Below are 23,157 nucleotides of genomic sequence, written 5' to 3'. Positions count from 1 at the left end.
CCTGTCGGGCAAAGGGACCGATTGGCCCGGCGGCCATGAAGGCGGCGGCTTCACGCCGCGATCAGGCAGCTGAGATGCGTCAGGCGCTGCGGCGCGACTGCCAGTTCGCGTCCTCGCGCGCCATCACCACGGCGAGTTCGCGCAATCCTTGAGTATCGGCATTGGTGCGGAAGCTGGCGACCAGCTCGTTGAGGCGCCGAATCTGGTCCGACAAGGCCGTGGCCGAGGCCGCGCTCTCCTCGGCGAGCGCCGCATTCTGCTGCGTCATCTCATCCATATGCGCCACGGTCTGGCTCATCTCGTCGATGCCATTGGCTTGTTCGGCGGAAGCGGCCGAGATGTCGGAGACGGTGGCGGAGACCTTGCGCGAGGCCTCGACGATGCGCTCCAGCACCTCGCCGGCGGAGCGGACGAGGCCGACGCCCTGCGCGACCTCAGCCCCGGATTCGGTGATCAGGGCGGTGATGTCCTTGGCCGCGGCGCCCGAGCGCTGCGCCAGGGTGCGGACCTCGGAGGCAACGACCGCAAAGCCCTTGCCGGCGTCGCCGGCGCGGGCAGCTTCGACCGCGGCGTTGAGCGCCAGCAGGTTGGTCTGGAAGGCGATCTCGTCGATGACGGAGGTGATGTCGGAGATCTTGCGGGAGGCGGCCTCGATCCGGGTCATCGCATCGACCGCCTCGCCGACGATCGCCCCGCCCTTGCGCGCCACGTCCATCGCCTCGTCGGCGAGCGCAACGGCCTGCCTGGAGGCCGTGGCCGCGGCCTTCACCGAGGCTGCGAGTTCCTCCGTGGTGGCCGCCGTCTCCTCAAGCGATGAGGCCTGTTCTTCCGTCCGCTTCGACAGATCGTCGGCACCCATATTGATCTCGCGCGCCGCGTTGCCGACATCGCCGGACGTCGCCTGGATCGTCCTGACCGTCTCTGAGAGATGGCCAACGGCGAGGTTGAAGTCGTCACGCAGCTTCTCGTATTCGGCTGCCACCTCGGCGTCGATGCGATAGGTCAGATCGCCCTGAGAAAGCAGATCGAGCCCGTTCGCCAGCAGATCCATGACCTGCCGCTGCTCTGTCGCCAGCCGCTCCTGCTCGCGCGCATGCCCGGCCCGCTCCTGCTCGATCGCCAGGCGCTGCGCATCCGAGGCTTCGCGCCCCTCCGCAGTTTCGGCCTCGAGACGCTGGACCGCCAGGCCATTGTCCTTGAAGATCTGGACGGCGCGCGCCATCGCGCCGATCTCGTCCTTGCGGGTTTGGCCGTCGATGGCGATCTGGCAGTCGCCGCCGGCGAGATCGCCCATGCGCTGCTTCAGCAGGTCAAGCGGCCGCGTGATCGACTGACGCACCAGCACCATGGCTCCAATCAGGCCAAGCAGCATGCCGAGTCCGGACAATGCTAGTACCAGCTGGTTGAGCGTCTGGGCCTCGGCGTCGAGCTGGCCGGAGGTCGCTTCCGTATCGGCCTTGACGCTGTCGTTCAGCGCGTCCGCCTGCGCCACGATTTCGCTGATCATCTTGTCGAGCTGCGACATCACCGACAGGGCGGCGAGATCCTCGTCGCGCGCCGCCATGGCGACGACATCGTCGAGCTGCGCCTTCAGCGCCGTGAAGTTTCGCGCCAGCGCGTCGAAATCTGCAGCCTTCTGTGGGAAGCTGATCTTCGCGTCGGTCAAACGGGCGAGCGCGCGATCATAGGATTTGCGCACGTCCTCGATCGCGGTGGTGTTCTGCTTCATGTAGTCGGGATAGGCGATCGACTTGTAGAGATCGCGCGAGATGTCGCTCATCGCGCGGGTGGCGCGGGCTGCATCGAGGATCGCGGTGGCGCGCTGAGAAATCAGATCGGAATAGGTCTTCTGGATTCGGCCATATTCGCGACCGCCATAAACGGCGGTGGCCAGGCTGATCGCGCCGATGATGATCAGCGGGATGGCGATTTTCGTCCGAATGGCCAGATCCTGAAGGCGCAACGAAAATCGCATGTCCGACATCCCCGCATCGCAATGATACGCGCTCTCCCGGCGCGGCATGGGCAGGAGGTTTTGCCGAGTTTGGTGAATTTTGAGTTAGGTTTGGCCTCGCTGGTGCGTAAAAGCGCTCAAATCAGCAAGAAATCCGTGGAACAGGGCGAATATCGGCAACACACCCTGCCGCAACGGCACCAATAGCGCGCCAAGGGCGAGGCCGGGTGCAGCGGCGCTAGAGCCGGATCAATGCGAAAAACCGGCCCCCACTTTTTCCCATCCTGCTCTAGCGGCACGGACATGAAAAAGGGCGGAAGCACGAAGCCTCCGCCCACAGGAACGCGCAGCCCCAAGGGGTCAGGCGCTGCACGCAACCGCTTGCTTGGTGACGGATTGCCTGGCGACCGGCCCGGCCTTCATGGCGGGAGCCTTCACCTGAGCCTGCCGAACGCCTTCCGCACGCCGCGCCGAGGCGACGCCCGAACGCGCACCGGAGCGGGCGGCGAGAATGGTCGAGGGATCGTCGAGCCAGGAGGTGGCGAGCGCGCCTTCGACATCGGAGCGGACGAGGCCGATATCCTTGAGACCACGCTCGTCCAGCTCTGTCAGGCGCAGAACCTCGCGGCGATGGATGATCGCTTTCGTGAGCGACGTTACGCCGGCAAACCCTCGCGCACCGATGCGCGTGACGACACCCAAAACGGACGCGAACGGCTTCGTGGCAATGGTCATGATCAGCATAACGACCTCCTAAGGGTCCAAACGACGGGTATTCCCAGGCCCCACCCGGACGCACCGCTGGCAAGACCTCGAAACTGACCAAACGATAGCTTTCCGCTGGTCATAAGCCAAACGAATGCTTATGATGCTTCACAGCACGGATATTGATGATCCAGTTTGGGGGCCGCCATGGCGCATGTTCTCGACGCCGACCAGCTCAAGACCTTCGTCGCCATCGCCGATACAGGCTCCTTCACCCGCGCCGCCGAGATCGTATTCAAGACGCAATCGGCCGTCTCCATGCAGATGAAGCGGCTCGAGGAGCGCGTCGGCCGGCCGCTCTTCGGGCGCGACGGCCGCCATGCCAAGCTGACCGAGGATGGCGAGCGCCTGCTCGACTATGCCCGCAGGATCGTGCGGCTGAACCTCGAATGCGTCGCGAGCTTCACCGATGCCGACCTCAAGGGCCGCATCCGGCTCGGCGTGCCCGACGACTATGCCGACCGCTATTTGCCTGAGATTCTCGCCCGCTTCGCCCGCTCCAACCCGCGCGCCGAGGTCACGGTCGTCTGTGAGCCGACGCCGATGCTGGCCGAGCGGATCGCCACCGGCGACATCGACCTCGCCATCATCACCCATGTCGAGAGTCGCGGCCAGGGCGAGATCATCCGCATCGAACCGCTGCTCTGGGTAACCTCGGCGCGCCATGGCGTGCATGAGGAGGATCCGCTGCCCCTGGCGCTCGGCCGCCCGACCTGCAACTGGCGGCAAGCCGCCGTCGAAGCGCTGGAGACCAAGGGCCGGCGCTTCCGCGTGCTCTATGCGAGCTGGAATTCGACGGCGGTGGGCGCGGCGGTGATTGCAGGGCTCGCCGTCTCGGTCCTGCCGGAAAGCGCGGTCAGGCCCGGCATGCGCATCCTGGGGCCGACGGACGGCTATGCGGCGCTGCCATCCTGCAAGATCGGTCTGCTGCGCACGCGCTTTGACCCCTCGGTTCTGTCCAATGCGCTGGCCGAGCACATCATCCAGAGCCTCGACAATCTGCAGAGCTTCAAGACGGCGGCGGAATGAGCGGCCGGGAGTGGCGGGCCTCCATGCAGCGGCTCAGACCGGCGCAGCCGCCAGGACGTTCGAGACCAGTTGCATCATCCTGTTGAAGGCGTCGGTAAAATTGGTGAATCCGGCGATGGCGGCGACGCAGATCAGCGCTGCGAGCAGGCCGTATTCGATCGCCGTCGCGCCCGCGTCGTCACGGACAAGTCTAGCGAGGCTGGCGCGCATCCGTTCCATCACACCAATTTAGCCGGTGAAACCGGCCAATTCCTTAACGGGGCGCGCCAAAAACCGCCGAAACCGGGGCGATTCGACCCGTTATAGTTTCAACTCGGTAAACAGCGGCGAAATCTCGCCGGCCCATTCGCGCTGGAAACGCAGGGCGAGGCTCTGCGCGAGAGTCCGGTCCTGCGCGACGATCGCATCGAGCGGCGCAAGGAAACCCGTCTCATCCCGCCCCGCGCCATCCAGCCGCGCCCGCCGGGCAAGGCCGCCACGCGCCAGCGCCAGCACCTCCCGAGCCAGATCACGCAAGCTGCGCCCGCCGATACGCGCTTCGAGGCCGGCTTTCGGCACCGCATCACGCAGCGCCTGACGCTCATCGGCGCTCCACCCCTTGACCAGATCCCAGGCCGCATCCAGCGCGACCTGGTCGTAGAGCAGGCCGACCCAGAAGGCCGGCAGGGCGTTCAGCATCTCGGGCGGTCCGGCATCGGCGCCGCGCATCTCAAGGAAGCGCTTGAGCCTGACCTCGGGGAACAGCGTCGAGAGATGGTTCGCCCAGTCGGAGATCGTGGCGCGCTCGCCCGGCAGTTGCGCAAGCTTGCCGGCAAGCAGATCGCGGAAGGAAGCGCCGGCGACGTCGTGATAGACCGCGCCGCGCTTGACGAAATACATGGGAACGTCGAGCGCCCAGTCGACATAGCCCTCATAGGACATGCCCTCGTCGAAGGCGAAGGCAAGCATGCCGGAGCGCGCCTTGTCGGTATCGAGCCAGACTTCCGAACGCACCGACTGGAGGCCGTTGAGCTTGCCTTCGGTGAAGGGCGAGGCCGCGAACAACGCGGTGGCCAGCGGCTGCAGGGCGAGCGAGACCCTGAGCTTCCTGACCATATCGGCCTCGGTCGCGAAATCGAGGTTCACCTGCACGGTGCAGGTGCGGAACATCATGTCGAGGCCGCGCGTGCCGACCTTGGGCATATAGTTCGCCATGATCTTGTAGCGGCCCTTGGGCATCACCGGCGTCTGGGCGCGCGTCCAGAGCGGCGAGTGGCCAAGCGCGACGAAGCCGATGCCATGGGGCGCTGCGACCGCCTTGACGTCGGCGAGATGGTTGGCGAGCTCGTCAGCGGTATCGTGCAGCGTCTCGACCGGCGCGCCTGAGAGCTCGAACTGGCCGCCGGGCTCCAACGAGATCGCGCCGCCGCCTTCGGGACCGGCAAGGCCGATGATGTTGCCGTCATCGACGATCGGCTCCCAGCCGAGCCTCTCCTGCATGCCTTCCAGCAGATGGCGGATGCCCCCCCTGCCGTCGCGCCCTTCATAGGGCACAGGGGAGAGGTCATGCGCATAGAACGGGAACTTCTCGTGCTCCGTCCCCATCCTGAACGCGGAGGCCGGCTTCTCGCCGGCAGCGATCCAGGAGGTCAATTCGTCCTTGGAACCGATCGGGGTCGAATCGGACACATCGCGAGCCATGGGCGCTCCGGCAGAATAAGGCATGCAGCCATGCGACCGCCCGCGCATTTCGGCGCGGGCGGGTCAGGCTCGGGAGCGTCAGACATAGGCGAGCCTCAAGCGCTCGACAACGACCCTCGTCGCGCATTGATGCAAGAGTGCCCCCCGCGCCAACGCAAGGCGGTTCGTCGTCGGCGAGCGATCGCTAGATGTGGATGCGCGACGGCTAGGCCGCGCCGCGCATGGCCGGCTGCCAGCCCGGCGAGAGGGCGACGCCATCGAGACGGGTCTCGGAGGCCAGCCAATCGACCACCGCGGCAAGCCCCGCGGCCTGTCCGCCGGCCCTCGCCCGAGCCTCCTCGAAGACCGCGAGCTGGACATCGGCGCTGGTGCCATTCGCCGCCAGCGTGCGGCAATGCGCGAGCTCGGCCCTGCAGCCGAGCGCGGCGGCATCATCCGCCAGATCGCCGAGCAGCTCGTCGATCAGGCTCGGCACCGAGCGCATGGTCCGGCTCTGGGCGCAGATCAGCCCGCCATGGATGCCGTAGCGCTGCGCGCGCCAGATATTCTCCGCGGCAATGGCGCGCGCCGCCGGCGTGAGCTCTGCATTCAGCCCGCGACGACGCTGCAGATGCCGGATCAGGCAGCGATAGAGCGCAGCGATGGCGAGCGTGTCGTCGAGCCTGGTGCAGCTGTCGGCGATACGCAGTTCGAGCGTCGGATGCTTGTCGGAGGGCCGGATCGCCCACCAGATATAGCTCGCATCCTTGACCGCGCCGGCGGCAACCAGGGTCTCGACATAGCTCCGGTAGTCGGCCGCATCGGTGAAGAGCTCGGGCAGGCCGGTTCGCGGCAATTCGGCATAGGCCGAGAGGCGGTAGCCCATCAGGCCAGTGCGCTGGCCCTGCCAGAAGGGCGACGAGGTCGACAGCGCCAGCAGCAGCGGCAAGAACGGCAGGATGCGCACCATCAGCCGAATGCGCTCGTCCTCGTCTTCGATCTCGACATGGATATGGAGCCCGCAGAGCTGGTTGCGGCTGCCGAGCATCTGCAGGTCGCGCATGATCTGGTCGTAACGCGTGGCCTCGGTCGCGCGCTGGCGCGACCAGACAGCGCTGGGATGCGTGCCGCAGGCCAGCAGCAGCATCTCATGTTCGAGCGCAAGCCCCGCCAGCCCCTTCCGCAAGGTCGAGAGCGAATGCCGCGCCTGCGCCATCGATTCGCAGATCGGCGTCGCGACCTCGATCTGCGATTGCAGCATTTCGCGCTGCACCTCGTCGGGAAAGGCGTCCTGGATGGCGACGAAGAACTTCGGAGAAACCTTGCGGGCGATACCGCGGCTGACGGCATCGGACAGGAAATATTCTTCTTCGATGCCGAAGCGGTTGGCTTCGTTCATGGCGTCATCCTCGTCGGGCAAAGGGCTACAGGCCGTGCGGAGGGGTGGGCTTGCGCCATCGCGCCCCTCGGCGGGAATCACGCCACAGCCTGGCTGCCAATGAGTCGAGAATACGGCTCCTCTCGCACAATCGCGGAAACGCCCGACACGCCCTGGCGTTCCCGATCGCCTGCAGCGCCAGAGCGCCTTCGAGCGAAGCGGACACCGGTTCGCGTGTAGAAAACGCGTCGAACAAAGAGCTAGCCGCGCGGCCAGTCGCCCAAAACCGCCTGAACCAGCGCGAGAGCCGCAACGGCAGCCGTATCGGCGCGCAAGATGCGCGGTCCCAGCGAGATTCTGAGCGTTTTCGGCCGCGCCAGGATGCGCGCGCGCTCGGCCTCGTCGAAGCCGCCTTCAGGGCCGATCAGCACAGCAAGCGGGCCAGGCGCAGCGGCAGCCAGCGCTGTGAGCGGGCTCTCCTGGGCCATCGCCTCGTCGCAAAAGATCAGGAGCCTTTCGGGCTCGAGCGCCTCGAGCGCAGCGTCCAGCCCGCATTCGCCCCGAATCTCGGGCAATGACAGGATGCCGCATTGCTCGGCCGCCTCGATCGCATTGGCGCGCAGCCGGTCGAGATTGAGCCGCGACACCTGCGTCCGCCGGGTCAGAACCGGCTGCAGCAGGCCCGCCCCCATCTCGACGGCCTTCTGCGCGATATAGTCGAGCCGCGCATGCTTCAGCGGGGCGAACAGATAATGCAAATCGGGGGCGTCAGGCTGCGGGCGCGTCTGCCTGAGCAGGCCGAGGCTTGCCTGCTTGCGCCCTTCCGCCGTCAGCGCCGCGAGCCATTCGCCGTCGCGGCCGTTGAACACGATGATGGTGTCGTCACTCTTCAGACGCAGCACGTTGAGCAGGTAATTCGCCTGTTCGCGCGCCAGCGGCAGGCGCGTGCCAATGGCGAGATCGTCGGCGACATAAAGCCGGTAGCGAGCGAAATCGGGGGTGGACATCGGCGCGGTCATCTCCTGTCACCTGCCGCCGCGCCGCCGCGCCGCCGAACCAGCGCGAAAACCGCCACAATCCAGGCGTAACGGCAAGTGGACTCGCATAGGCGCTTGGCGCTAACACGGTGAGGCTGTTATGAACATTCCGGAGCGGAAACGCTCCCAGCATGAACAATTCGGAGCAAGACATATGCGGCGCATGATGACTTCGAGCAAGATCGCTTCGGGAGTGATCGCGACGCTCGGTCTGGCGGCGGTATCGTTGCTCGATGCCGCGCCGGCCGCGGCGCAGGCTACCGGCTGCGAGCAGATCCAGAAGCTGCTGGCGGAGCGCCAGTCGATCGTGGCCTCGCTGAACTCGTCGTCCAGATCCAAGCAGAAGCTGACCCCGGCGCAAGCCTGCAGCACGCTCGGCCGCCTGGTCGGGAACGGCAATGCGGCGCTGAAATTCGCCAGTGCGAACCAGGACTGGTGCCAGATTCCGGCCAGCTTCGTCGATGGCCTGAAGGCCGACAACGACAAGGCCGCCGGCATCCGCAACAATGCCTGCAACGCGGTCAAGCAGCAGGCGGCGATGCAGAAGCGTGCCCAGCAGCAGGCCCAACAGCAGGGCGGCGGCAGCCCGTTCGGCGGCGCCGATTCGATCACCGGCGGATCGCTGCGGATTCCCCAGGGCGCGCTCTGACCGCCTCCCGACCCTCGCTCCCGACCCGGCACGGCCCATGGCTTCGACGACGGATGTGGCTTCGACGACGGATGTTCCGCTTCCCGATGCCCTGACGGGCCATTGGGTCGATACGCGTGCGCCGCGCCGCCTCAGGCCCTATCTCAAGCTCGCGCGGATCGAGCGTCCGATCGGCTGGCAGCTTCTGCTTCTGCCCTGCTGGTGGTCGGCGGGCCTCGCGGCGATCGCCGGCAAGCAGGCCTTCCCCAATCCCTGGCACTGCCTGCTGTTCCTGATCGGCGCCGTGATGATGCGCGCCGCCGGCTCGACCTTCAACGACATTATCGACCGCAAGCTCGACGCGCAGGTGGCGCGGACACGCGGCAGGCCGCTCCCCTCCGGCCAGGTCTCGGTGAAGGCGGCGACGCTGTTCATGGTCGGGCTCTCGCTCGTCGGCCTGCTGGTGCTGCTGCAGTTCAACCGGTTCACGATTCTGACCGGCATCGCTTCGCTGGCGGTCGTCGCGATCTACCCTTTCATGAAGCGCATCACCCAGATGCCGCAATTCGTGCTGGGCCTCGCCTTCTCCTGGGGTGCGCTTCTCGGCTGGAGCGCGGTCTTCGGCCGGCTCGATCCGCCGGCCTATCTGGTCTATGCCGCAGCAATCCTCTGGACCATCGGCTACGACACGATCTACGCGCTGCAGGACATCGAGGACGACATCATCGCCGGCATCAAGTCGAGCGCGCGCTATTTCGGGCAATATGGCCGAGAGGCGATCGGAGCCTGCTTCGGCTTCGCCGTGCTGCTGATCGCTGTCGCGACCTGGATGGTCGGCGGCGGCGTCTTCGCCTGGCTCGGCGTCGCGGGCTTCGCAGCCCATCTTGGCTGGCAGGTTTTGCAGATCAGCGGTGTTAAGCCGATGCTGGCGCTGCGCCTGTTCCGCTCGAACTGGCACGCCGGACTGCTGCTGGCGGCCGGCTTCGCGCTCGATGCGCTGGTTCGGTTCGGACTCTGAACACTCCGAGCGTTACCGCGATAGCTGGATTGCCGTCGATCATGCCTTCAACGATGATGCGGCATGTCTGACGTTGCCCTGCGCGACATAACCGCGGCGACGGTCCGCGCGATCTGCGCGCTGGAGGTCCGGCAGGATCAAAGGGGTTTCGTCGCGCCCAATGCCGTCTCGATCGCGCAGGCGCATTTCGAGCCGGCGTCAAGCTTCAAAGCCATCTACGCTGCCGAAACTCCGGTCGGTTTCCTGATGTGGCGCCCGGGGACCGAATCCGGCGCCTGCTATCTGTGGCGCTTCATGATCGACCACAGACATCAGAAGCACGGCTACGGCAAGGCGGCGCTGATGCTGCTCTTTCAAGCGCTGCGCGACCAGGGATTCCACCTGCTGAGAACGAGTATCGTCCAGGGGAGCGCGGGCCCCCTGGAGTTCTATCGCTCGCTCGGATTCAGGGATACGGGCGAGACCCTGCCGAATGGCGAGAGCCTGCTGCTGCTTTCACTGTAGGTGAGTTGAAGGCCCGGCCGGCCTTCAATCCGTCAGGCGCTCGCCGGCGACGACGACCGGGCGCTCGCTGAGACGGCCGGTCTTGCGCCGCACCAGGAAGCGCGGCCGGCGACCGTTGAGGAAGGAATGACGCCGCCTGATCCGCACCGGGCCGAGCGCGAGCCGGCCGAGCTGCGGATAGGGCTCCGAGATTACCCCGTCGCTGGTCTCGATCAGCAAGGGCAGGCCGCTGGCACGGCCGCAATCGCGCCAGATTGCGACGACATCGTCCTGATCCAGCACCGCGACCGTGATCGAGCGGCCGTCGCCGGCCGTCAGCGCCAGTTCGAAGCGCTCATCCTCGCGCCCGGTATTCGTCATGCGCATCGCGATGCCGCGCCATCCGGCGCCACCGCGCAAGATCCTGACCGAGGCGATACGTTCGATCCGCGGCGCGTCTGGCTGCGCCGGCATCGGGTTTTTCGGAACGGTGGTCGTGTGTGTCGGGCGGCCGGAGAGACCTGACGCAAAGCCGGTCTCTCCGGCAGCCGGCGTGACGCTGGCCATCGGTATAACGCCTCTCTATGTCCCTGCCGCTACGGAGCCCTCTGTGCAGTCCGGGGCTCTCGTGCTTGCAGGTCGAGATTGCGTCCAAGCTCTCTCCGAGCGCTTAAGCGGTTGGGTTAAAGGAGCGTGTTTTTCGGCCTGGATGCCCCTGAATGGCCTGTTTCATGCATGATGATTGACGGAATCTTTCGGTGCGCGAGCGTATTTTCGGCTTGTGTCCGCAAGCTCCGCATTCGATACGGAAAGCATCATGAATAGGCCCCCGATGCCCATCGCCTCAGATCTCCTGCCGGCGGTTCGCGAAAGCTGCATCGAAGCGGGCGAGATCGCGCTCGCGCTATTTCGCCCCGGCGAGAAGACGGCGGCACGAACCTGGTCGAAGAGCGGCGGCGCGCCGGTCACCGAAGCCGATATCGGCGTCGACACCTTCCTGCGGATCCAACTCTCGGTCCTGCTGCCCGACGCCGCGTGGCTCTCCGAGGAAACTGTCGACGATGCCCTGCGGCTGTCACGCCGCTTCGTCTGGGTCGTCGATCCGATCGACGGCACGCGCGCCTTCATGGGCGGTTCGCCGGATTGGGCCGTCTGTGTCGCCCTGCTCGACGAGGGCGTCCCGATCCTGGGCGTGGTGCATGCGCCGGCCTGCCAGGCAACCTATACCACCATACGCGGCGCCGGGGCCTTCCTGAACGGCGCGGCGATCTCGGCTTCGCAAGTCGCGAGCCTGAAGGAGGCGCGCATCGCCGGCCCCAAGCCGATGCTCGACGCGCTGGCGCGGCTGGAGGCCTTCGAGCCGGCCGACAAGATTCCTTCGCTCGCGCTCAGACTCGCGCGGATCGCCGACGGCACGATCGATGCGGGACTGATCTCGCCCGATGCGCGCGACTGGGATCTCGCCGCAGCCGAGCTGATCCTGAGCGAGGCCGGCGGCCGCATGACAGGCAGTGAGGGCCAGCCCGCAATCTACAACCGCGAGACGCCGGTTCACGGCATGCTCGTCGCCAGCAGCGGCAGCCTGGCGGAGCCGCTGCTGCTCGCCCTGCAGCGCCTGCGCGACGGACAGCCGCAGCGCATCTGACTTTCAAGCAGTCTAGAGGCTGTTATGAACCATGGGGCCGATTTGATGAGGTCAAAACGACGGAGATGGGAGGAGCATTGCGCAGGCGATACCATGGGTATCGGCAAGCGATGCGACGCTGCAGCTCCGTCGTTTTCACCTCACCCGCAGGGCGCGGCGCTTTTGCGCGACTGCGGCGTCGTTCTTCGTAGCAAACCGGAAGGTTTGCGTCCTCGAACTCCTGGCATTCGCGCAAAATCGCCAGCGTCAAATCGGCCCCATGGATCGTAACAGCCTCTGCGGACCGGGAATTGCAGAACGCCGGGCGTTCGGCACTCGCGCCTTAGACATGAATGGCTTATCTGGAGCCGCAATCGGACGAACATGGCTGGAGGGATCGATATGGAACCGGAACAGAAACAGCTTCTCCATCTCGTCTTCGGCGGCGAGTTGAGCTCGCTCGAAGGCATCACCTTCAAGGATCTCGCCAAGGTCGACATCGTCGGCGTGTTTCCGAACTACGCCAGCGCCCATACCGCCTGGAAGGCGAAGGCGCAGGCGACCGTGGACCAGGCGCAGACCCGCTATTTCATCGTCCACCTGCACCGTCTGCTCGATCCCGAACCCGTTAAGTCCTGACCCCGTCAAGTCCTGAACCGTCGGGCTGCGACGGACGCGCTGGAGCCGGATGATTTCAGCTGGAATCACAAACTGATCCCAGCTGAAGTCTGAATCCGTCTCTCATCTAAAACTGAGAGCAGGATCAACGCGAAAAACCGGTTCCCACTTTTTCGCATCCTGCTCTAGCGTCCGCGGTCAGATCGCAGCCCCAATCTTCCCTTATCGGTTCAATCATCAGCAATGGGCTTTTCCCTTCTCAAGACACGCGCGGCGCAAGAGACGCTCGGCCGGCTCCTGGCCGGCTATCTCAAGCTCGTGCGCCGCACGAACCGGTTCGTCGTCGAGCCGGCCGACATCTATGAGAAGGTGCGCCCCGAACTGCCGCTGATCATTGCGATGTGGCACGGCCAGCACATCATGATTCCGTTCTCCCGGCCGGACTGGATGCCGGCCTGCTCCCTGGTCTCGCGCCATGGCGATGGCGGCTTCAATGCTGTCGCGTTGCGCCAGCTGGGCATCGGCGCGATCCGGGGTTCGGGCGCTCTGGGCAAGAAGATCCGGGAGAAGGGCGGCGCCAGCGCCTTTCTCGCCATGATGCGGCGGCTGGCCGCCGGCGAGACCATGGTGCTGACCGCCGACATTCCCAAGCGCGCCCGCATCGCCGGCCCCGGCATCATCGCCCTGGCGCGCGCATCGGGCCGCCCGATCCACCCGATCGCCGTGGTCACCAGTCGGCGCATCGATTTCAAGAGCTGGGACCGCGCCTCGATCGGCCTGCCCTTCGGGCGCGGCGCGATCGTCGTCGGCGAGGCAATCCGCGTCGAGCGGGAGGCGGATGAGGCGACCTGCGAGGCCGCGCGCCTCGCCCTGGAAGCCGGCCTCGATGCCGTCCATGCCCGCGCCTATGCGCTGATCGGCGCGCGCGACCCTGGCGAAGGGCTGAGGCAAGCGCAGCCGGCCGTACAAGCGACCGCGGGCGAAGCAGCATGATCGGCAAGGGTTCCATCCTGCAGAGCTACCGCGTGATCAGCGCGCTGCTCGAGCCGGCGGCGGCCGGGCTGCTGCTCTGGCGGCGGCGGCGCGGCAAGGAAGACCCGACGCGCTTTGCCGAGCGGCGCGGCTATCCCGGCGTCCGGCGCCCGGACAAGACCCTGGTCTGGCTGCATGGCGCCAGCGTCGGCGAGACGGTGACGCTGCTGCCATTGGTCGAGAAGCTGAAGCGGCGCGGGCTCGCGGTGCTGGTGACCTCGGGCACGGTGACCTCGGCGAAACTGCTCGCCGCGCGGCTGCCCGCCGGCGTGATCCATCAATATCTGCCGCTCGATGTGCCGCGCTATATGCGCCGCTTCCTCGACTATTGGCGGCCGGAGCTCGGCCTGATCTGCGAGTCCGAGATCTGGCCCAATCTGATGATCGAGGCGCGCAAGCGCGCGATCCCTCTGGTGCTGGTCAATGCGCGCATGTCTGAGCGCTCCTTCAGGCGCTGGTACAAGCTGCCGCAGACCTCGCGCTATCTGCTCTCCTGCTTTGAATCCTGCCTCGCCCAGTCCCAGGGGGACGGCGAGCGCTTGGCGCAGCTCGGCGCACCCCGGGTCAGCATCGCCGGCAACCTGAAATTCGACGTGCCCGCCCCGCCCGCCGATGCCGACACGCTGGCGATCCTCGACGGCTTGACCACCGGGCGGCCCGTCTGGATCGCGGCCAGCACCCATCCGGGCGAGGACGAGCAGGTGATCGCGGCGCATCTCGGCCTCAAGGCGCATCTGCCGAAGCTGCTCACCATCATCGCGCCGCGCCACCCCCAGCGGGGCGCCGAGATCGATGCGCTGGCGCAGGCCAATGGCATCGCGACGGCGCAGCGCTCACAAGGCGGCATGCCGGAACGCGATGTCGAACTCTACATCGCCGACACGGTCAACGAGCTCGGCCTGTTCTACCGGCTCTCGCAAGTGGCCTTCATCGGCGGTTCGCTCACGCCTGTCGGCGGCCATAATCCGATCGAGCCGGCCAAACTCGGCTGCGCCCTGCTGCACGGCCCGCATGTCCATAACGCCGCCGACGTCTTCGCGGCCTTCGACCGCGGCGGCGGCGCTCGCGAGGTCGCCGACACGCAGGCGCTGGCCGGCGCGGTGCATCGCTGGCTGAGCGACCCGGCCGCGGCCCGGCAAGCGGCGCGCGCGGCGGCCCAGACCAGTCACCAACTCGGCGGAGCGCTCAACCGCACGATGCAGACGATCGAGCCCTTGCTGATGCGCGTCGCGATCGGCCAGCGCGAGACGGCCTCCTGATGCGCTCGCCGGAATTCTGGTGGCGGCCACGCCCCGGAACGCGAGCGCGTCTGCTCCAACCTTTCGGCTGGCTGTATGGCGCGATCACTTGGCTGCGCATGCGCAGGCGCGGCGCGAAGGCCGGCATCCCCGTCATCTGCGTCGGCAATTTCGTCGCTGGAGGCGCCGGCAAGACCCCGACCGCGATCGCATTGGCGGCGCTGCTGCGGAGCCTGGGCGAAACGCCCTTCATGCTGACGCGCGGCTATGGCGGCGCGCTTGCCGGGCCGATCGAGGTCGAGCCTCGCCACGGCCCCCGCGATGTCGGCGACGAGGCACTGCTTCTGGCCGCTCAGGCACGCACGATCGTGGCGCGCGAGCGAGCCGCCGGCGCGGACCTCGCCAAAAGGCTCGGCGCCAGCGTCATCGTCATGGATGACGGGCTGCAGAACCCTTCGCTCGCCAAGGATCTGAGGATCGCCGTGGTCGATGGCGCGAGCGGGGTCGGCAATGGCCTGTGCGTTCCCGCCGGGCCGCTGCGGGCGCCGCTCGCCGGCCAGTTCGCGGCGACCGACGCTATCCTCATGATCGGCGACGGGGCGGCCGGAGACGCCGTGGCGCTCGCGGCGCAAACGGCCGGCCTGGAACTGTTGCGAGCCCGGCTAGAGCCTTCGCGGGAGATGGCCTTGCGATTGGAAGGACATCCGGTCATCGCCGTCTCGGGCATCGGCCGGCCGGAGAAATTCGCCGCGACCCTGCTCGCGGCCAAGGCCAAGATCCTGTCGCAACGCGCCTTCGGCGATCACCATCCCTATAGCGCGGACGATGTCTCCAGCTTGATTGCCGAGGCGCGGACGCTGGGCTGCTTGATCGCGACGACCGAGAAGGACATGACCAAGCTCGGCCCGCTCTGGCCCGAGACCGAGCGGGAGCGGCTCGTCGTCGTGCCGGTCGCGCTCGTCTTCGAGGATCCGGCACGCCTTACGGGCCTGGTGAGGAGCGTGTTGGCCTCAGCCGCGGCCGGCGCGGCGCAGCCTTAATTGCACGGCCTCGGGCGAGACATAGGCTTCCTGCCACTCGACCGACCAGTAACGCAGATCGTCGAGACGGATCGGCGCGCCCGTGACCGCGCAGCGCACAAAGGCGCCGGGCCGCACGACGCGGAACTCGCCATGGCCATAGTCGATGGCGGCCTCTGGTCCAGGTATCGGGGGACGTTCGCTGATATTCATCTCGAATGCATCGAAACCGTTGATCGGAAAACGGATTATCGAAATAATCCTCACTCTGTGATAGCGTGCCCGTCGATGATGTCCAGCTTGATGCGTCTCCTAGCAGCCCTGACCGGAGTTGCACTGCTTCTGTCCTCGGCCGCTTCGGCAGGCGGCTACGAGCATGTGCGCATTCCCAATGACGATGGGCAGATCGACGCCGTGCTCTACCGGCCGGCGGGGCCGGGACCGTTTCCAGCCGTCGTGGCGCTGCATGGTTGCAACGGTTTATGGCGCGACAACGGCACATTGTCGCTGCGGCATTCCGACTGGGGCGAGCAGCTCGCGCAAGCCGGGCTGATGGTCCTGATGCCCGACAGCTACGGCTCGCGCCGGCTCGGCTCGCAATGCGGCGTCAAGGACGTGACCGTGCGCCCGAGCCGGGAACGCGTCGCGGACGCGGCTGCCGCGCGCCGCTGGCTGCAGGCGCGCGAGGATGTCCGGGCAGACATGATCGCATTGATGGGCTGGTCGGGTGGCGGATCGGCCGTCTTGGCGGCGATCCGCAAAGACCGGCGGCCGGCCGACGGCAAGCCGGACTTCGCCCGTGCCATCGCCTTCTATCCGAGCTGCCGCCTGCAATCGGAATCGGCCAGCTTCGCCGCGAGGCTGCCCGCGCTGATCCTTGTGGGCGAAGCCGACGACTGGACACCGCCCGCCCCTTGCGACTTCCTGGCGAAAGCCGCGCAGGCTCGCGGCGAAAAGGTCGACCTCGTGGTCTATGCCGGCGCCCTGCACGATTTCGACCATCCGCGCCTGGAGGTGAAGGAGCGCTCCGACATCGCCTATTCGGCGACGGGGACGGGCAAGGCCATGGTCGGCACCAACCCTGCCGCGCGCGAGGATGCGATCAAGCGCGTGAAGGCTTTCCTGAAGGGGCTCTGACCCTCTGAAGCTCTACTCCACACGCAATCGAGTAAAACAGATCGCGAGCTAAAACAGATCGCCCTGCCCCGCCTTCGGCGCCTCCTTGCGTGGCGGGCGCACGGGCCGGGACGACGGTGCGCCCCCTCCTCCCGAGACCGTGACAGCGAAGCGGCCGTCGCTGACCTGAACGCTCAAGCCCTGGCCGGCATGCGCCTGCGCGACACCACGCACCAGCGCTCCGGCCTCATCGCGCACCAGCGCATAGCCGCGCGCCAGGACGGATTCCGGCCCCAGCGAACGCATCAGCGCCCAGAGCGAGCCGAGCCCGTCGCGGCGGCGCGTGACGCCCTGGGCAAAGGCGCGGCGAGAGCGCTGAGCGAGATCGCCGACGCGCTCCGCCGCCCGCGAAACCCGCAATCTCTCCGCGCGCAGCAAAGCATCGCGGCCGGCGCGCAAGCGGTTCGACAAGCCATCGAGCCTGGCCGCATAGCCAGCCAGGCGCGCAGACGGCGAATGTCGGTTAAGCCGCTGCGCCAAACCAGCCAGGCGCGTTTCGTGGGCCCGGGCATTGCGCGCCAGCGCCGGCGCGAGCCGCGTCGCCGCGAGATCCAGCCGCTGGCGCGGCCCCGACAGCACCGCCTCCGGCGCGGGCAAGGCGCGGGCGAGCGCGCGCAGATCGCTGCGGCGGCGGTCGGACAGGCGGCGCATCGCGCCGGCTTGCCGGCGCGACAGGTCGGCGACCAGGCTCATCAGTTCGGCGCGGACCGGCACGACTTTCTCGGCCGCGCCTGTGGGCGTCGGCGCGCGCAGATCGGCAGCATGGTCGATCAAGGTCCAGTCGGTCTCGTGGCCGACGGCCGAGACGAGCGGGATCTGCGAGGCGGCCGCCGCGCGCACCACCGCCTCCTCGTTGAAGCCCATCAGGTCTTCGAGCGAGCCGCCGCCGCGCGCGACGATGATGACGTCGGGACGCGGAATGCGCCCGCCCTGGGGCAATGCATTGAAACCGGCGATGGCCGCAGCCACCTCGTTGGCGCTGGTCTCGCCCTGCACGCGCACCGGCCAGACCAGGACATGGCGCGGAAACCGGTCTTCCAGCCGGTGCAGGATGTCGCGGATGACGGCGCCTGTCGGCGAGGTGACGACGCCGATGACACCAGGCAGATAGGGAATGAGCTGCTTGCGCGCCTCATCGAACAGGCCTTCCGCCGCGAGCTTCTTGCGGCGCTCTTCCAGCAGCGCCATCAGCGCGCCGACGCCGGCAGGCTCCAGCGAGTCGATGATGATCTGGTAGCTCGACTTGCCGGCGAAAGTGGTGATCTTGCCGGTGGCGATGACCTCCAGCCCCTCCTGGGGCCGCGTCTTCAGCCGGCCGAAGACGCCCTTCCAGATCACCGCGTCGATCTTGGCGTTCTGGTCCTTCAGCGAGAAATAGACATGGCCGGAGCCGACCGGGCCGCGATAGCCCGAGATCTCGCCGCGCACGCGCACGAAGCCGAAGGCGTCCTCCAATGTGCGCTTGAGCGCGCCCGACAGGTCCGAGACCGACCATTCCGGCGTGTTGGAGGGTTTTGCGTCAGCCGATTCGATATCCATGGCGCGACCATAGCGGCGTGGATGGCCGAGCAGAAGCATTGCCCCATGCCTTCCCGGCAGCTATTGCGCGGGCAGGCAGTGGAGACGGCACGATGAACATCCTTTTGATCGGTTCGGGCGGACGCGAGCATGCGCTGGCCTGGGCGATATCGGGTTCGCCGCTCTGCGACCGGCTCTATATCGCCCCGGGCAACCCCGGCACCGCGCAATGCGGCGAGAATGTCGTGCTCGACATTACCGACCATTCCGCCGTCGCGAGCTTCTGCAAGCTGCATGGCATCGATCTCGCCGTTATCGGCCCGGAAGGTCCGCTGGTCGACGGCATCGCCGATGATCTCATCGCCGCCGGCATCAAGACCTTCGGCCCGTCCAAGGCCGCAGCCCAGCTCGAAGGCTCGAAGGCCTTCACCAAGGAGCTCTGCGCCGAATTCGGCATCCCGACCGCCGGCTTCGGCCGCTTCACCGACGCGAACGAGGCCAAGGCCTATGTCGCGAGCCAGGGCGCGCCGATCGTGATCAAGGCCGATGGGCTCGCCGCCGGCAAGGGCGTGGTCATGGCGGAAACGCTGACCGAGGCGAACGAGGCCATCGACATGATGTTCTCGGGCGGCTTGGGCGCGGCCGGCGCCGAGGTCGTGATCGAGGAGTGGATGATCGGCGAGGAGGCGAGCTTCTTCGCGCTTTGCGATGGTGCGCATGCTATCGCGATGGCTTCCGCCCAGGACCACAAGCGCGTCGGCGACGGCGATACCGGCCCCAATACCGGCGGCATGGGCGCCTATTCGCCCGCCCCGGTGATGACGCCGGCGCTGGAAGAGCAGGTGATGGCCGAGATCATCCGGCCGACGCTGACCGGCATGATCGCGCGTGGCATCCCGTTCAAGGGCATTCTCTATGCCGGCCTGATGATCACGGCGCAGGGGCCGAAGCTGATCGAATACAATGTCCGCTTCGGCGATCCTGAATGCGAGGTGCTGATGCCGCGCCTGAAGAGCGACATCGTGCCGGCCCTGCTCGCCTCCTGCGACGGCGTGCTCGATGCGTTCGACCTGCGCTGGTCGGAGGAAGCGGCGCTGACCGTCGTGCTGGCGGCGAAGGGTTATCCGGCCAGGCCCGAGAAGGGCAGCGTGATCAAGGGCGTCGAGAAAGCCGCGGCGCTGGACGATGTGCTCGTCTTCCATGCCGGGACGAAGCAGACGGCCACCGACCTCGTCGCCGATGGCGGGCGCGTTCTTAATGTCGTCGGCCTCGGCAAGACCGTCAGCGAGGCGCAAGGACGCGCCTATGCGGCGGTCGCTCTCATCGACTGGCCAGGCGGCTTCTGCCGCCGCGACATCGGCTGGCAGGCGGTGAAGCGCGAGCGCGAAGGCTGAGATCGCGACACGACGCAGCGTCCGATCGCGCACGACAGCTGCTGCCATGATCGGTTCCCGAAGCTGGTAAAAGGAGCCATGCTCGCGGCCGTAGCGACACCGGCGCCGCTCATCGGAGTATCGAAACATGAGCAATCTCGATTCCCTCTTTCCTGGCTTCAAGGCGCATTGGATCGACGGGCCGGTCGGCAGGATCTTCGCCCGCGTCGGCGGCGAGGGGCCGCCCGTGGTGCTGATCCACGGCTTTCCGCAGACCCATGCCGAATGGCACAAGCTCGCGTCGGAACTCGCCAAGACGCATACCGTCATCTGCCCGGATCTGCGCGGCTATGGCTGGTCGGTGGCGCCGCATGGCGATGGCGGCAAGCAGACCTACAGCAAGCGCGGCATGGGCGAGGATATCGTCGCGGTGATGCAGGCGCTGGGGCATGTCCGCGTCGCCGTCGTCGGGCATGATCGCGGTGCGCGCGTCGCATACCGGCTGGCACTCGACCATCCCGGACGGGTCGAGCGTCTGGCCCTACTCGATATCCTGCCGACCCTCTCGATGTGGGAAGGCATGACTGCGGCGCGCGCCATGCAGGTCTATCACTGGACCTTCCTGGCCCAGCCCGAGCCGGTTCCGGAGAACCTGATCAAGGCCGACCCGCTCGGTTGGCTCGACCACACGATCGCAAGCTGGACCCGCGCCAAGGACCTCAAGCTCTTCGACAGGCTCGCCATGGCCTCCTATGGCGAATCCTTCAACGATCCCGCGCGCATCCATGCGGCCTGCGAGGATTACCGCGCCGGCGCGACGACCGATCTCGCCCAGGACCAGGCCGATTTCGCGGCCGGCAAAAAGATCCTCTGCCCCGTTCTGGCGCTCTGGGGCGAGGCCGGCATCCCGGCCAAGGGGGCAAGCCCGCTCGAGATCTGGCGCACGACCTTCGCACCGCAGGCGGAGGGGCTGGCGGTCGATAGCGGCCATTTCCTGCCCGAGGAGAACCCTTCGGCCACGCTCGCGGCCCTGCTTCCGTTTTTGTCCAAGCCCGCCACCTGACTGGCCTGCGAGGAATACCCAGGCTCGCTTGCTTGGGGTTCCCGGCTCGGCATGGCTGCCCTGCAGCATCGGCTTGTCCCGAAAACCGGTTCCCACTTTTCGGGCCGATGCCCTAACCTCCGCCGCATTCCGATCAGGAGCTTTCGATGAAACTGACCGATTTCAAAGCCCTGACCTTCGATTGCTACGGCACGCTGATCGACTGGGAGAGCGGGATGGTCGCGGCGCTGCAGCCGCTCGTCAGCAAGGCCGCACGGCCGCTGAGCCGCAATGACGTGCTCGAGGCCCATGCCCGGCACGAATCGCGCCAGCAATTGCAGACGCCGGGCAAGCTCTACCGGGAGCTTCTCGCCGTGATCTACAAACGGCTGGCGGAGGAATGGAACGTGACGGTGAGCTGGGAGGAGTGCCTGGCGTATGGCCGCTCGGTCCGCGACTGGCCGGCTTTCCCCGACACGGTCGAGGCGTTGCGTGCGCTCAAGCAGCACTATCAGCTCGTCATCCTGTCCAATGTCGACAACGAATCCTTCGCCTTCAGCAATGCCAAGCTCGGCGTGGCGTTCGATGCGATCTACACAGCCGAGGATATCGGCAGCTACAAGCCGGCCGCTGCCAATTTCGACTACATGCTGACCTCGCTCGCCGATCGCGGTATCGCCAAGACGGACATCCTCCACACGGCCGAGAGCATGTTCCACGACCACAAGCCGGCGAATGCGATCGGCCTCGCCTCCTGCTGGATCTATCGACGCCATGCCGATGAGGGTTTTGGCGCCACGATGAACCCGGGCGCGATGCCGCATTACGATTTTCGCTTCACCAGCCTCGGCGATCTCGCGGCGGCTGTGAAGGCCGAGGCGGGGGGCGCCTGAGGCGCCGGCATGTCAAAACCGCCCTCACCCGCACCGTCCCGGCCGGCTTCCGGCGAGCCAGAGCTCGAGCCGGAGCTCTTCTTGGTGCTAGGCGCGGGCGGGGCGCGGGGCTTGAGCCATATCCCCGTGCTGGAGGCGCTCGACGAGCTCGGCGTCAGACCCTCTCTGATCGTCGGCTGTTCGATGGGCGCGATCGTGGGGGCGGCCTATGCGGCAGGCCTCTCGGGCAAGGAGCTGCGCGAGCATGTCGCGCTGACCTTCCGCGACCGCGCCCGCGTGATCGCGCGGCTGCTCGACGCCCGCATCGGCAAGTTCACCGATCTGATGCGTGGCCTCGGCAACCCCGTGCTGATCGACGGCGAGCGCATGCTCGACCTGTTCTGGCCGGAAGCCGTGCCCGACCGCTTCGATCAATTGCAGATCCCCTTCGCGGCTCTCGCCACCGACTACCACCTCCATGCCGAGGTCCTGCTGCGCGACGGGCCGCTGACGCCGGCGGTCGCGGCCTCGCTTGCGATCCCGGGCTTGATCCGGCCGGTCGTCATCGACGGCCATGTGCTGATCGACGGCGGCGCGATCAATCCGCTGCCCTATGACCGCCTGCTGGCGCGGGGCCGCATCGTCATGGCGGTCGACACCAGCGCGCCCGCAACCGTCAGCGAGACGCGCATCCCGGAACCGCTGGAAGCGATGCTCGGCGTCAGCCAGATCCTGACGCGGACGATCGTACAGCGCATGGTCGAGCGTCAGCCGCCCGATATCCTGATCCGCGCCGGCGTCGACGGCATCGGCGGGCTCGACTTCTTCAAGGCGCAAGCGATCCTGGAAGCGTCCGAGCCGATCAAGGACGAGGTCAAGCGAAGACTGTCTCAGGCGCTCGAACGGCGGGACTGACAGCCTCCGGTTCGTCGCAGCGGAAGCCCGGCAGCGCGGCGCCTAGGGCTGCCCTGCCCTCACCGGTCAGGATCACGGCGCGGCTGTCCTTCTTGCGGCGCACCCAGCCCGTCTCGAAGCAGCGACAGGCCAGAGCGGCGGCAAGGCTTCCGGCGAGATGCGGCTTGCGCTCGCTCCAGTCGAGGCAGGGACGCAAAGCGGCGCGGCGCCCCTTCGGCAGCGCGGGATCGACGCCGAGCGCGGCGAACACTGCCTCGCCCGAAGCGCTGAGGCCATAGCCGCCATCGGCGACGCTCAGATGCCCGCCCGCGACAAGCGCGTCATGGATGCCTATGCCCAACCGGCCGGCAAAATGATCGTAGCAGGTGCGGCCTCGGCTCAACTCCTCGCCGACGCGCGAAGGCAAGCGGCGGTTGGTGGGCTGCGTGCCGGCCAGCACCATCAGGCCTTCCAGCGCGGTCGCGACCTCGACGCTCGCCAGCCGGTAATAGCGATGGCGCCCTTGCGCGGCGACACCGAGCAAGCCGCCCTGCATCAGCTTGGCGAGATGGCCGCTCGCGGTCTGCGGTGCGACGCCCGCGAGATAGGCAAGTTCCTTGGCGGTCAGCGCCCGCCCATCCATCAGCGCGTGCAGCATGTTGGCGCGGGCAGGGTCACCCATCAGATGGGCGATCTCGGCGAGATAAGGACCATGCGTGCTCATGCGGGCATCTTGCTCCTCGGCACGGGCGAGACCAAGCCGGAATGCTACGGCCGCGACCGTAGTGTCGGGCGGCGAC

At 67.1% G+C, this 23,157-nt stretch carries 24 protein-coding genes; 14 read left to right on the top strand and 10 right to left on the bottom strand.

Features of this window, described 5'->3' with window-relative positions:
* Positions 1-79: 79 nt before the first annotated feature.
* Entirely contained in the window at positions 80-1,975 is a 1,896-nt protein-coding gene (locus tag ACSQ3P_RS23350; RefSeq protein WP_436167873.1) for a methyl-accepting chemotaxis protein, read from the bottom strand.
* A 339-nt stretch (positions 1,976-2,314) separates the two neighbouring features.
* Complete coding sequence (locus tag ACSQ3P_RS23345) at positions 2,315-2,698, bottom strand: DUF1127 domain-containing protein (protein WP_436167872.1); 384 nt, start codon at positions 2,696-2,698, stop codon at positions 2,315-2,317.
* Between the two features lie 168 nt (positions 2,699-2,866).
* On the opposite strand from ACSQ3P_RS23345, the gene ACSQ3P_RS23340 reads away from it, so the two are divergent.
* Positions 2,867-3,748 (top strand): LysR substrate-binding domain-containing protein, encoded by an 882-nt coding sequence (locus ACSQ3P_RS23340; RefSeq protein WP_310152341.1) that lies wholly within the window; start codon positions 2,867-2,869, stop codon positions 3,746-3,748.
* 33 nt (positions 3,749-3,781) lie between these two features.
* Here ACSQ3P_RS23340 and ACSQ3P_RS23335 read toward each other — a convergent pair whose 3' ends face one another.
* From ACSQ3P_RS23335 to ACSQ3P_RS23320, 4 genes are all read right to left on the bottom strand, one after another.
* Positions 3,782-3,958, bottom strand: coding sequence for a Flp family type IVb pilin (locus ACSQ3P_RS23335; RefSeq protein ID WP_436167871.1), 177 nt, complete (start codon positions 3,956-3,958; stop codon positions 3,782-3,784).
* A 90-nt stretch (positions 3,959-4,048) separates the two neighbouring features.
* Entirely contained in the window at positions 4,049-5,428 is a 1,380-nt protein-coding gene (locus ACSQ3P_RS23330) for a glutamate--cysteine ligase (RefSeq protein ID WP_436167870.1), read from the bottom strand.
* A gap of 205 nt (positions 5,429-5,633) precedes the next feature.
* The gene (locus ACSQ3P_RS23325; RefSeq protein ID WP_436167869.1) at positions 5,634-6,806 is read right to left on the bottom strand and encodes a carboxylate-amine ligase; all 1,173 of its coding nucleotides are present in this window, start codon (positions 6,804-6,806) and stop codon (positions 5,634-5,636) included.
* A gap of 239 nt (positions 6,807-7,045) precedes the next feature.
* On the bottom strand, positions 7,046-7,792 hold the full coding sequence (locus tag ACSQ3P_RS23320) for a 16S rRNA (uracil(1498)-N(3))-methyltransferase (protein ID WP_436167868.1): 747 nt from the start codon (positions 7,790-7,792) through the stop codon (positions 7,046-7,048).
* Positions 7,793-7,985: 193 nt separating this feature from the next.
* Between ACSQ3P_RS23320 and ACSQ3P_RS23315 the strand changes: the two genes are divergently transcribed.
* The 3 genes from ACSQ3P_RS23315 (at position 7,986) to ACSQ3P_RS23305 (ending at position 9,972) form a co-directional block, all read left to right on the top strand.
* Positions 7,986-8,471 (top strand): hypothetical protein, encoded by a 486-nt coding sequence (locus tag ACSQ3P_RS23315; protein WP_436167867.1) that lies wholly within the window; start codon positions 7,986-7,988, stop codon positions 8,469-8,471.
* 37 nt (positions 8,472-8,508) lie between these two features.
* Complete coding sequence (ubiA, locus tag ACSQ3P_RS23310; RefSeq protein ID WP_436167866.1) at positions 8,509-9,468, top strand: 4-hydroxybenzoate octaprenyltransferase; 960 nt, start codon at positions 8,509-8,511, stop codon at positions 9,466-9,468.
* 63 nt (positions 9,469-9,531) lie between these two features.
* Positions 9,532-9,972 (top strand): GNAT family N-acetyltransferase, encoded by a 441-nt coding sequence (locus ACSQ3P_RS23305; protein WP_436167865.1) that lies wholly within the window; start codon positions 9,532-9,534, stop codon positions 9,970-9,972.
* A 24-nt stretch (positions 9,973-9,996) separates the two neighbouring features.
* On the opposite strand, the gene ACSQ3P_RS23300 is transcribed toward ACSQ3P_RS23305, so the two are convergent.
* Positions 9,997-10,518 carry a DUF6101 family protein gene (locus ACSQ3P_RS23300; RefSeq protein ID WP_148663374.1) on the bottom strand — a complete coding sequence of 174 codons (522 nt, stop codon included), beginning with the start codon at positions 10,516-10,518 and terminating at the stop codon, positions 9,997-9,999.
* A gap of 265 nt (positions 10,519-10,783) precedes the next feature.
* Here ACSQ3P_RS23300 and ACSQ3P_RS23295 point away from each other — a divergent pair, with 265 nt between their 5' ends.
* The 5 genes from ACSQ3P_RS23295 to lpxK all read left to right on the top strand — a co-directional run bounded on the left by ACSQ3P_RS23295 (position 10,784) and on the right by lpxK (position 15,503).
* Complete coding sequence (locus tag ACSQ3P_RS23295; RefSeq protein ID WP_436167864.1) at positions 10,784-11,596, top strand: 3'(2'),5'-bisphosphate nucleotidase CysQ; 813 nt, start codon at positions 10,784-10,786, stop codon at positions 11,594-11,596.
* A 381-nt stretch (positions 11,597-11,977) separates the two neighbouring features.
* The gene (locus ACSQ3P_RS23290) at positions 11,978-12,214 is read left to right on the top strand and encodes a DUF4170 domain-containing protein (protein ID WP_436167863.1); all 237 of its coding nucleotides are present in this window, start codon (positions 11,978-11,980) and stop codon (positions 12,212-12,214) included.
* 222 nt (positions 12,215-12,436) lie between these two features.
* Positions 12,437-13,186: a lysophospholipid acyltransferase family protein gene (locus ACSQ3P_RS23285; RefSeq protein ID WP_436167862.1), complete on the top strand. Its 750-nt coding sequence runs from the start codon at positions 12,437-12,439 to the stop codon at positions 13,184-13,186.
* Entirely contained in the window at positions 13,183-14,484 is a 1,302-nt protein-coding gene (locus tag ACSQ3P_RS23280; protein WP_436167861.1) for a 3-deoxy-D-manno-octulosonic acid transferase, read from the top strand. Before ACSQ3P_RS23285 ends, ACSQ3P_RS23280 begins: the two co-directional genes overlap by 4 nt.
* Positions 14,484-15,503: a tetraacyldisaccharide 4'-kinase gene (lpxK, locus tag ACSQ3P_RS23275; RefSeq protein WP_436167860.1), complete on the top strand. Its 1,020-nt coding sequence runs from the start codon at positions 14,484-14,486 to the stop codon at positions 15,501-15,503. Before ACSQ3P_RS23280 ends, lpxK begins: the two co-directional genes overlap by 1 nt.
* Here lpxK and ACSQ3P_RS23270 read toward each other — a convergent pair.
* Positions 15,474-15,695: a DUF2093 domain-containing protein gene (locus ACSQ3P_RS23270; RefSeq protein ID WP_436167859.1), complete on the bottom strand. Its 222-nt coding sequence runs from the start codon at positions 15,693-15,695 to the stop codon at positions 15,474-15,476. The two genes, lpxK and ACSQ3P_RS23270, sit on opposite strands and share 30 nt — an antisense overlap.
* A 90-nt stretch (positions 15,696-15,785) precedes the next feature.
* Between ACSQ3P_RS23270 and ACSQ3P_RS23265 the strand changes: the two genes are divergently transcribed.
* Positions 15,786-16,619: a dienelactone hydrolase family protein gene (locus ACSQ3P_RS23265; protein ID WP_436167858.1), complete on the top strand. Its 834-nt coding sequence runs from the start codon at positions 15,786-15,788 to the stop codon at positions 16,617-16,619.
* 48 nt (positions 16,620-16,667) lie between these two features.
* Here ACSQ3P_RS23265 and xseA read toward each other — a convergent pair whose 3' ends face one another.
* Positions 16,668-18,236: an exodeoxyribonuclease VII large subunit gene (gene xseA, locus ACSQ3P_RS23260; RefSeq protein WP_436167857.1), complete on the bottom strand. Its 1,569-nt coding sequence runs from the start codon at positions 18,234-18,236 to the stop codon at positions 16,668-16,670.
* Between the two features lie 53 nt (positions 18,237-18,289).
* Here xseA and purD point away from each other — a divergent pair, with 53 nt between their 5' ends.
* From purD to ACSQ3P_RS23240, 4 genes are all read left to right on the top strand, one after another.
* Positions 18,290-19,570, top strand: a complete 1,281-nt coding sequence (purD, locus tag ACSQ3P_RS23255) for a phosphoribosylamine--glycine ligase (RefSeq protein ID WP_436167856.1) — start codon at positions 18,290-18,292, stop codon at positions 19,568-19,570.
* A 127-nt stretch (positions 19,571-19,697) separates the two neighbouring features.
* The gene (locus ACSQ3P_RS23250) at positions 19,698-20,612 is read left to right on the top strand and encodes an alpha/beta fold hydrolase (protein ID WP_436167855.1); all 915 of its coding nucleotides are present in this window, start codon (positions 19,698-19,700) and stop codon (positions 20,610-20,612) included.
* 146 nt (positions 20,613-20,758) lie between these two features.
* Positions 20,759-21,484 (top strand): haloacid dehalogenase type II, encoded by a 726-nt coding sequence (locus ACSQ3P_RS23245; RefSeq protein WP_436167854.1) that lies wholly within the window; start codon positions 20,759-20,761, stop codon positions 21,482-21,484.
* Positions 21,485-21,568: 84 nt separating this feature from the next.
* Positions 21,569-22,378 (top strand): patatin-like phospholipase family protein, encoded by an 810-nt coding sequence (locus ACSQ3P_RS23240; protein WP_436168042.1) that lies wholly within the window; start codon positions 21,569-21,571, stop codon positions 22,376-22,378.
* Here the strand turns inward: ACSQ3P_RS23240 and ACSQ3P_RS23235 are convergent.
* A complete protein-coding gene (locus ACSQ3P_RS23235) occupies positions 22,338-23,081 on the bottom strand; it encodes an ArsR/SmtB family transcription factor (protein ID WP_436167853.1) in 744 nt (247 codons plus the stop codon). The two genes, ACSQ3P_RS23240 and ACSQ3P_RS23235, sit on opposite strands and share 41 nt — an antisense overlap.
* Positions 23,082-23,157: the final 76 nt, after the last annotated feature.

Source organism: Allobosea sp. LjRoot9, from assembly GCF_964252745.1.
Lineage (GTDB): Bacteria > Pseudomonadota > Alphaproteobacteria > Rhizobiales > Beijerinckiaceae > Allobosea.
Note: the sequence above shows the minus strand (reverse complement) of the source record. Positions and strands in the feature narration are given on the sequence as shown.

Coding starts and splice junctions, on each gene's coding strand:
- ACSQ3P_RS23300 (WP_148663374.1), bottom strand. CDS start 10,518: ATGGCCAGCGTCACGCCGGCTGCCGGAGAGACCGGCTTTGCGTCAGGT.
- ACSQ3P_RS23340 (WP_310152341.1), top strand. CDS start 2,867: ATGGCGCATGTTCTCGACGCCGACCAGCTCAAGACCTTCGTCGCCATC.
- ACSQ3P_RS23335 (WP_436167871.1), bottom strand. CDS start 3,958: ATGCGCGCCAGCCTCGCTAGACTTGTCCGTGACGACGCGGGCGCGACG.
- ACSQ3P_RS23285 (WP_436167862.1), top strand. CDS start 12,437: ATGGGCTTTTCCCTTCTCAAGACACGCGCGGCGCAAGAGACGCTCGGC.
- purD (WP_436167856.1), top strand. CDS start 18,290: ATGAACATCCTTTTGATCGGTTCGGGCGGACGCGAGCATGCGCTGGCC.
- ACSQ3P_RS23235 (WP_436167853.1), bottom strand. CDS start 23,081: ATGAGCACGCATGGTCCTTATCTCGCCGAGATCGCCCATCTGATGGGT.
- ACSQ3P_RS23305 (WP_436167865.1), top strand. CDS start 9,532: ATGTCTGACGTTGCCCTGCGCGACATAACCGCGGCGACGGTCCGCGCG.
- ACSQ3P_RS23330 (WP_436167870.1), bottom strand. CDS start 5,428: ATGGCTCGCGATGTGTCCGATTCGACCCCGATCGGTTCCAAGGACGAA.
- ACSQ3P_RS23325 (WP_436167869.1), bottom strand. CDS start 6,806: ATGAACGAAGCCAACCGCTTCGGCATCGAAGAAGAATATTTCCTGTCC.
- ACSQ3P_RS23245 (WP_436167854.1), top strand. CDS start 20,759: ATGAAACTGACCGATTTCAAAGCCCTGACCTTCGATTGCTACGGCACG.
- ACSQ3P_RS23295 (WP_436167864.1), top strand. CDS start 10,784: ATGCCCATCGCCTCAGATCTCCTGCCGGCGGTTCGCGAAAGCTGCATC.
- ACSQ3P_RS23315 (WP_436167867.1), top strand. CDS start 7,986: ATGATGACTTCGAGCAAGATCGCTTCGGGAGTGATCGCGACGCTCGGT.
- xseA (WP_436167857.1), bottom strand. CDS start 18,236: ATGCTTCTGCTCGGCCATCCACGCCGCTATGGTCGCGCCATGGATATC.
- ACSQ3P_RS23270 (WP_436167859.1), bottom strand. CDS start 15,695: ATGAATATCAGCGAACGTCCCCCGATACCTGGACCAGAGGCCGCCATC.
- ACSQ3P_RS23280 (WP_436167861.1), top strand. CDS start 13,183: ATGATCGGCAAGGGTTCCATCCTGCAGAGCTACCGCGTGATCAGCGCG.
- lpxK (WP_436167860.1), top strand. CDS start 14,484: ATGCGCTCGCCGGAATTCTGGTGGCGGCCACGCCCCGGAACGCGAGCG.
- ACSQ3P_RS23350 (WP_436167873.1), bottom strand. CDS start 1,975: ATGCGATTTTCGTTGCGCCTTCAGGATCTGGCCATTCGGACGAAAATC.
- ubiA (WP_436167866.1), top strand. CDS start 8,509: ATGGCTTCGACGACGGATGTGGCTTCGACGACGGATGTTCCGCTTCCC.
- ACSQ3P_RS23250 (WP_436167855.1), top strand. CDS start 19,698: ATGAGCAATCTCGATTCCCTCTTTCCTGGCTTCAAGGCGCATTGGATC.
- ACSQ3P_RS23265 (WP_436167858.1), top strand. CDS start 15,786: ATGCGTCTCCTAGCAGCCCTGACCGGAGTTGCACTGCTTCTGTCCTCG.
- ACSQ3P_RS23320 (WP_436167868.1), bottom strand. CDS start 7,792: ATGTCCACCCCCGATTTCGCTCGCTACCGGCTTTATGTCGCCGACGAT.
- ACSQ3P_RS23290 (WP_436167863.1), top strand. CDS start 11,978: ATGGAACCGGAACAGAAACAGCTTCTCCATCTCGTCTTCGGCGGCGAG.
- ACSQ3P_RS23345 (WP_436167872.1), bottom strand. CDS start 2,698: ATGCTGATCATGACCATTGCCACGAAGCCGTTCGCGTCCGTTTTGGGT.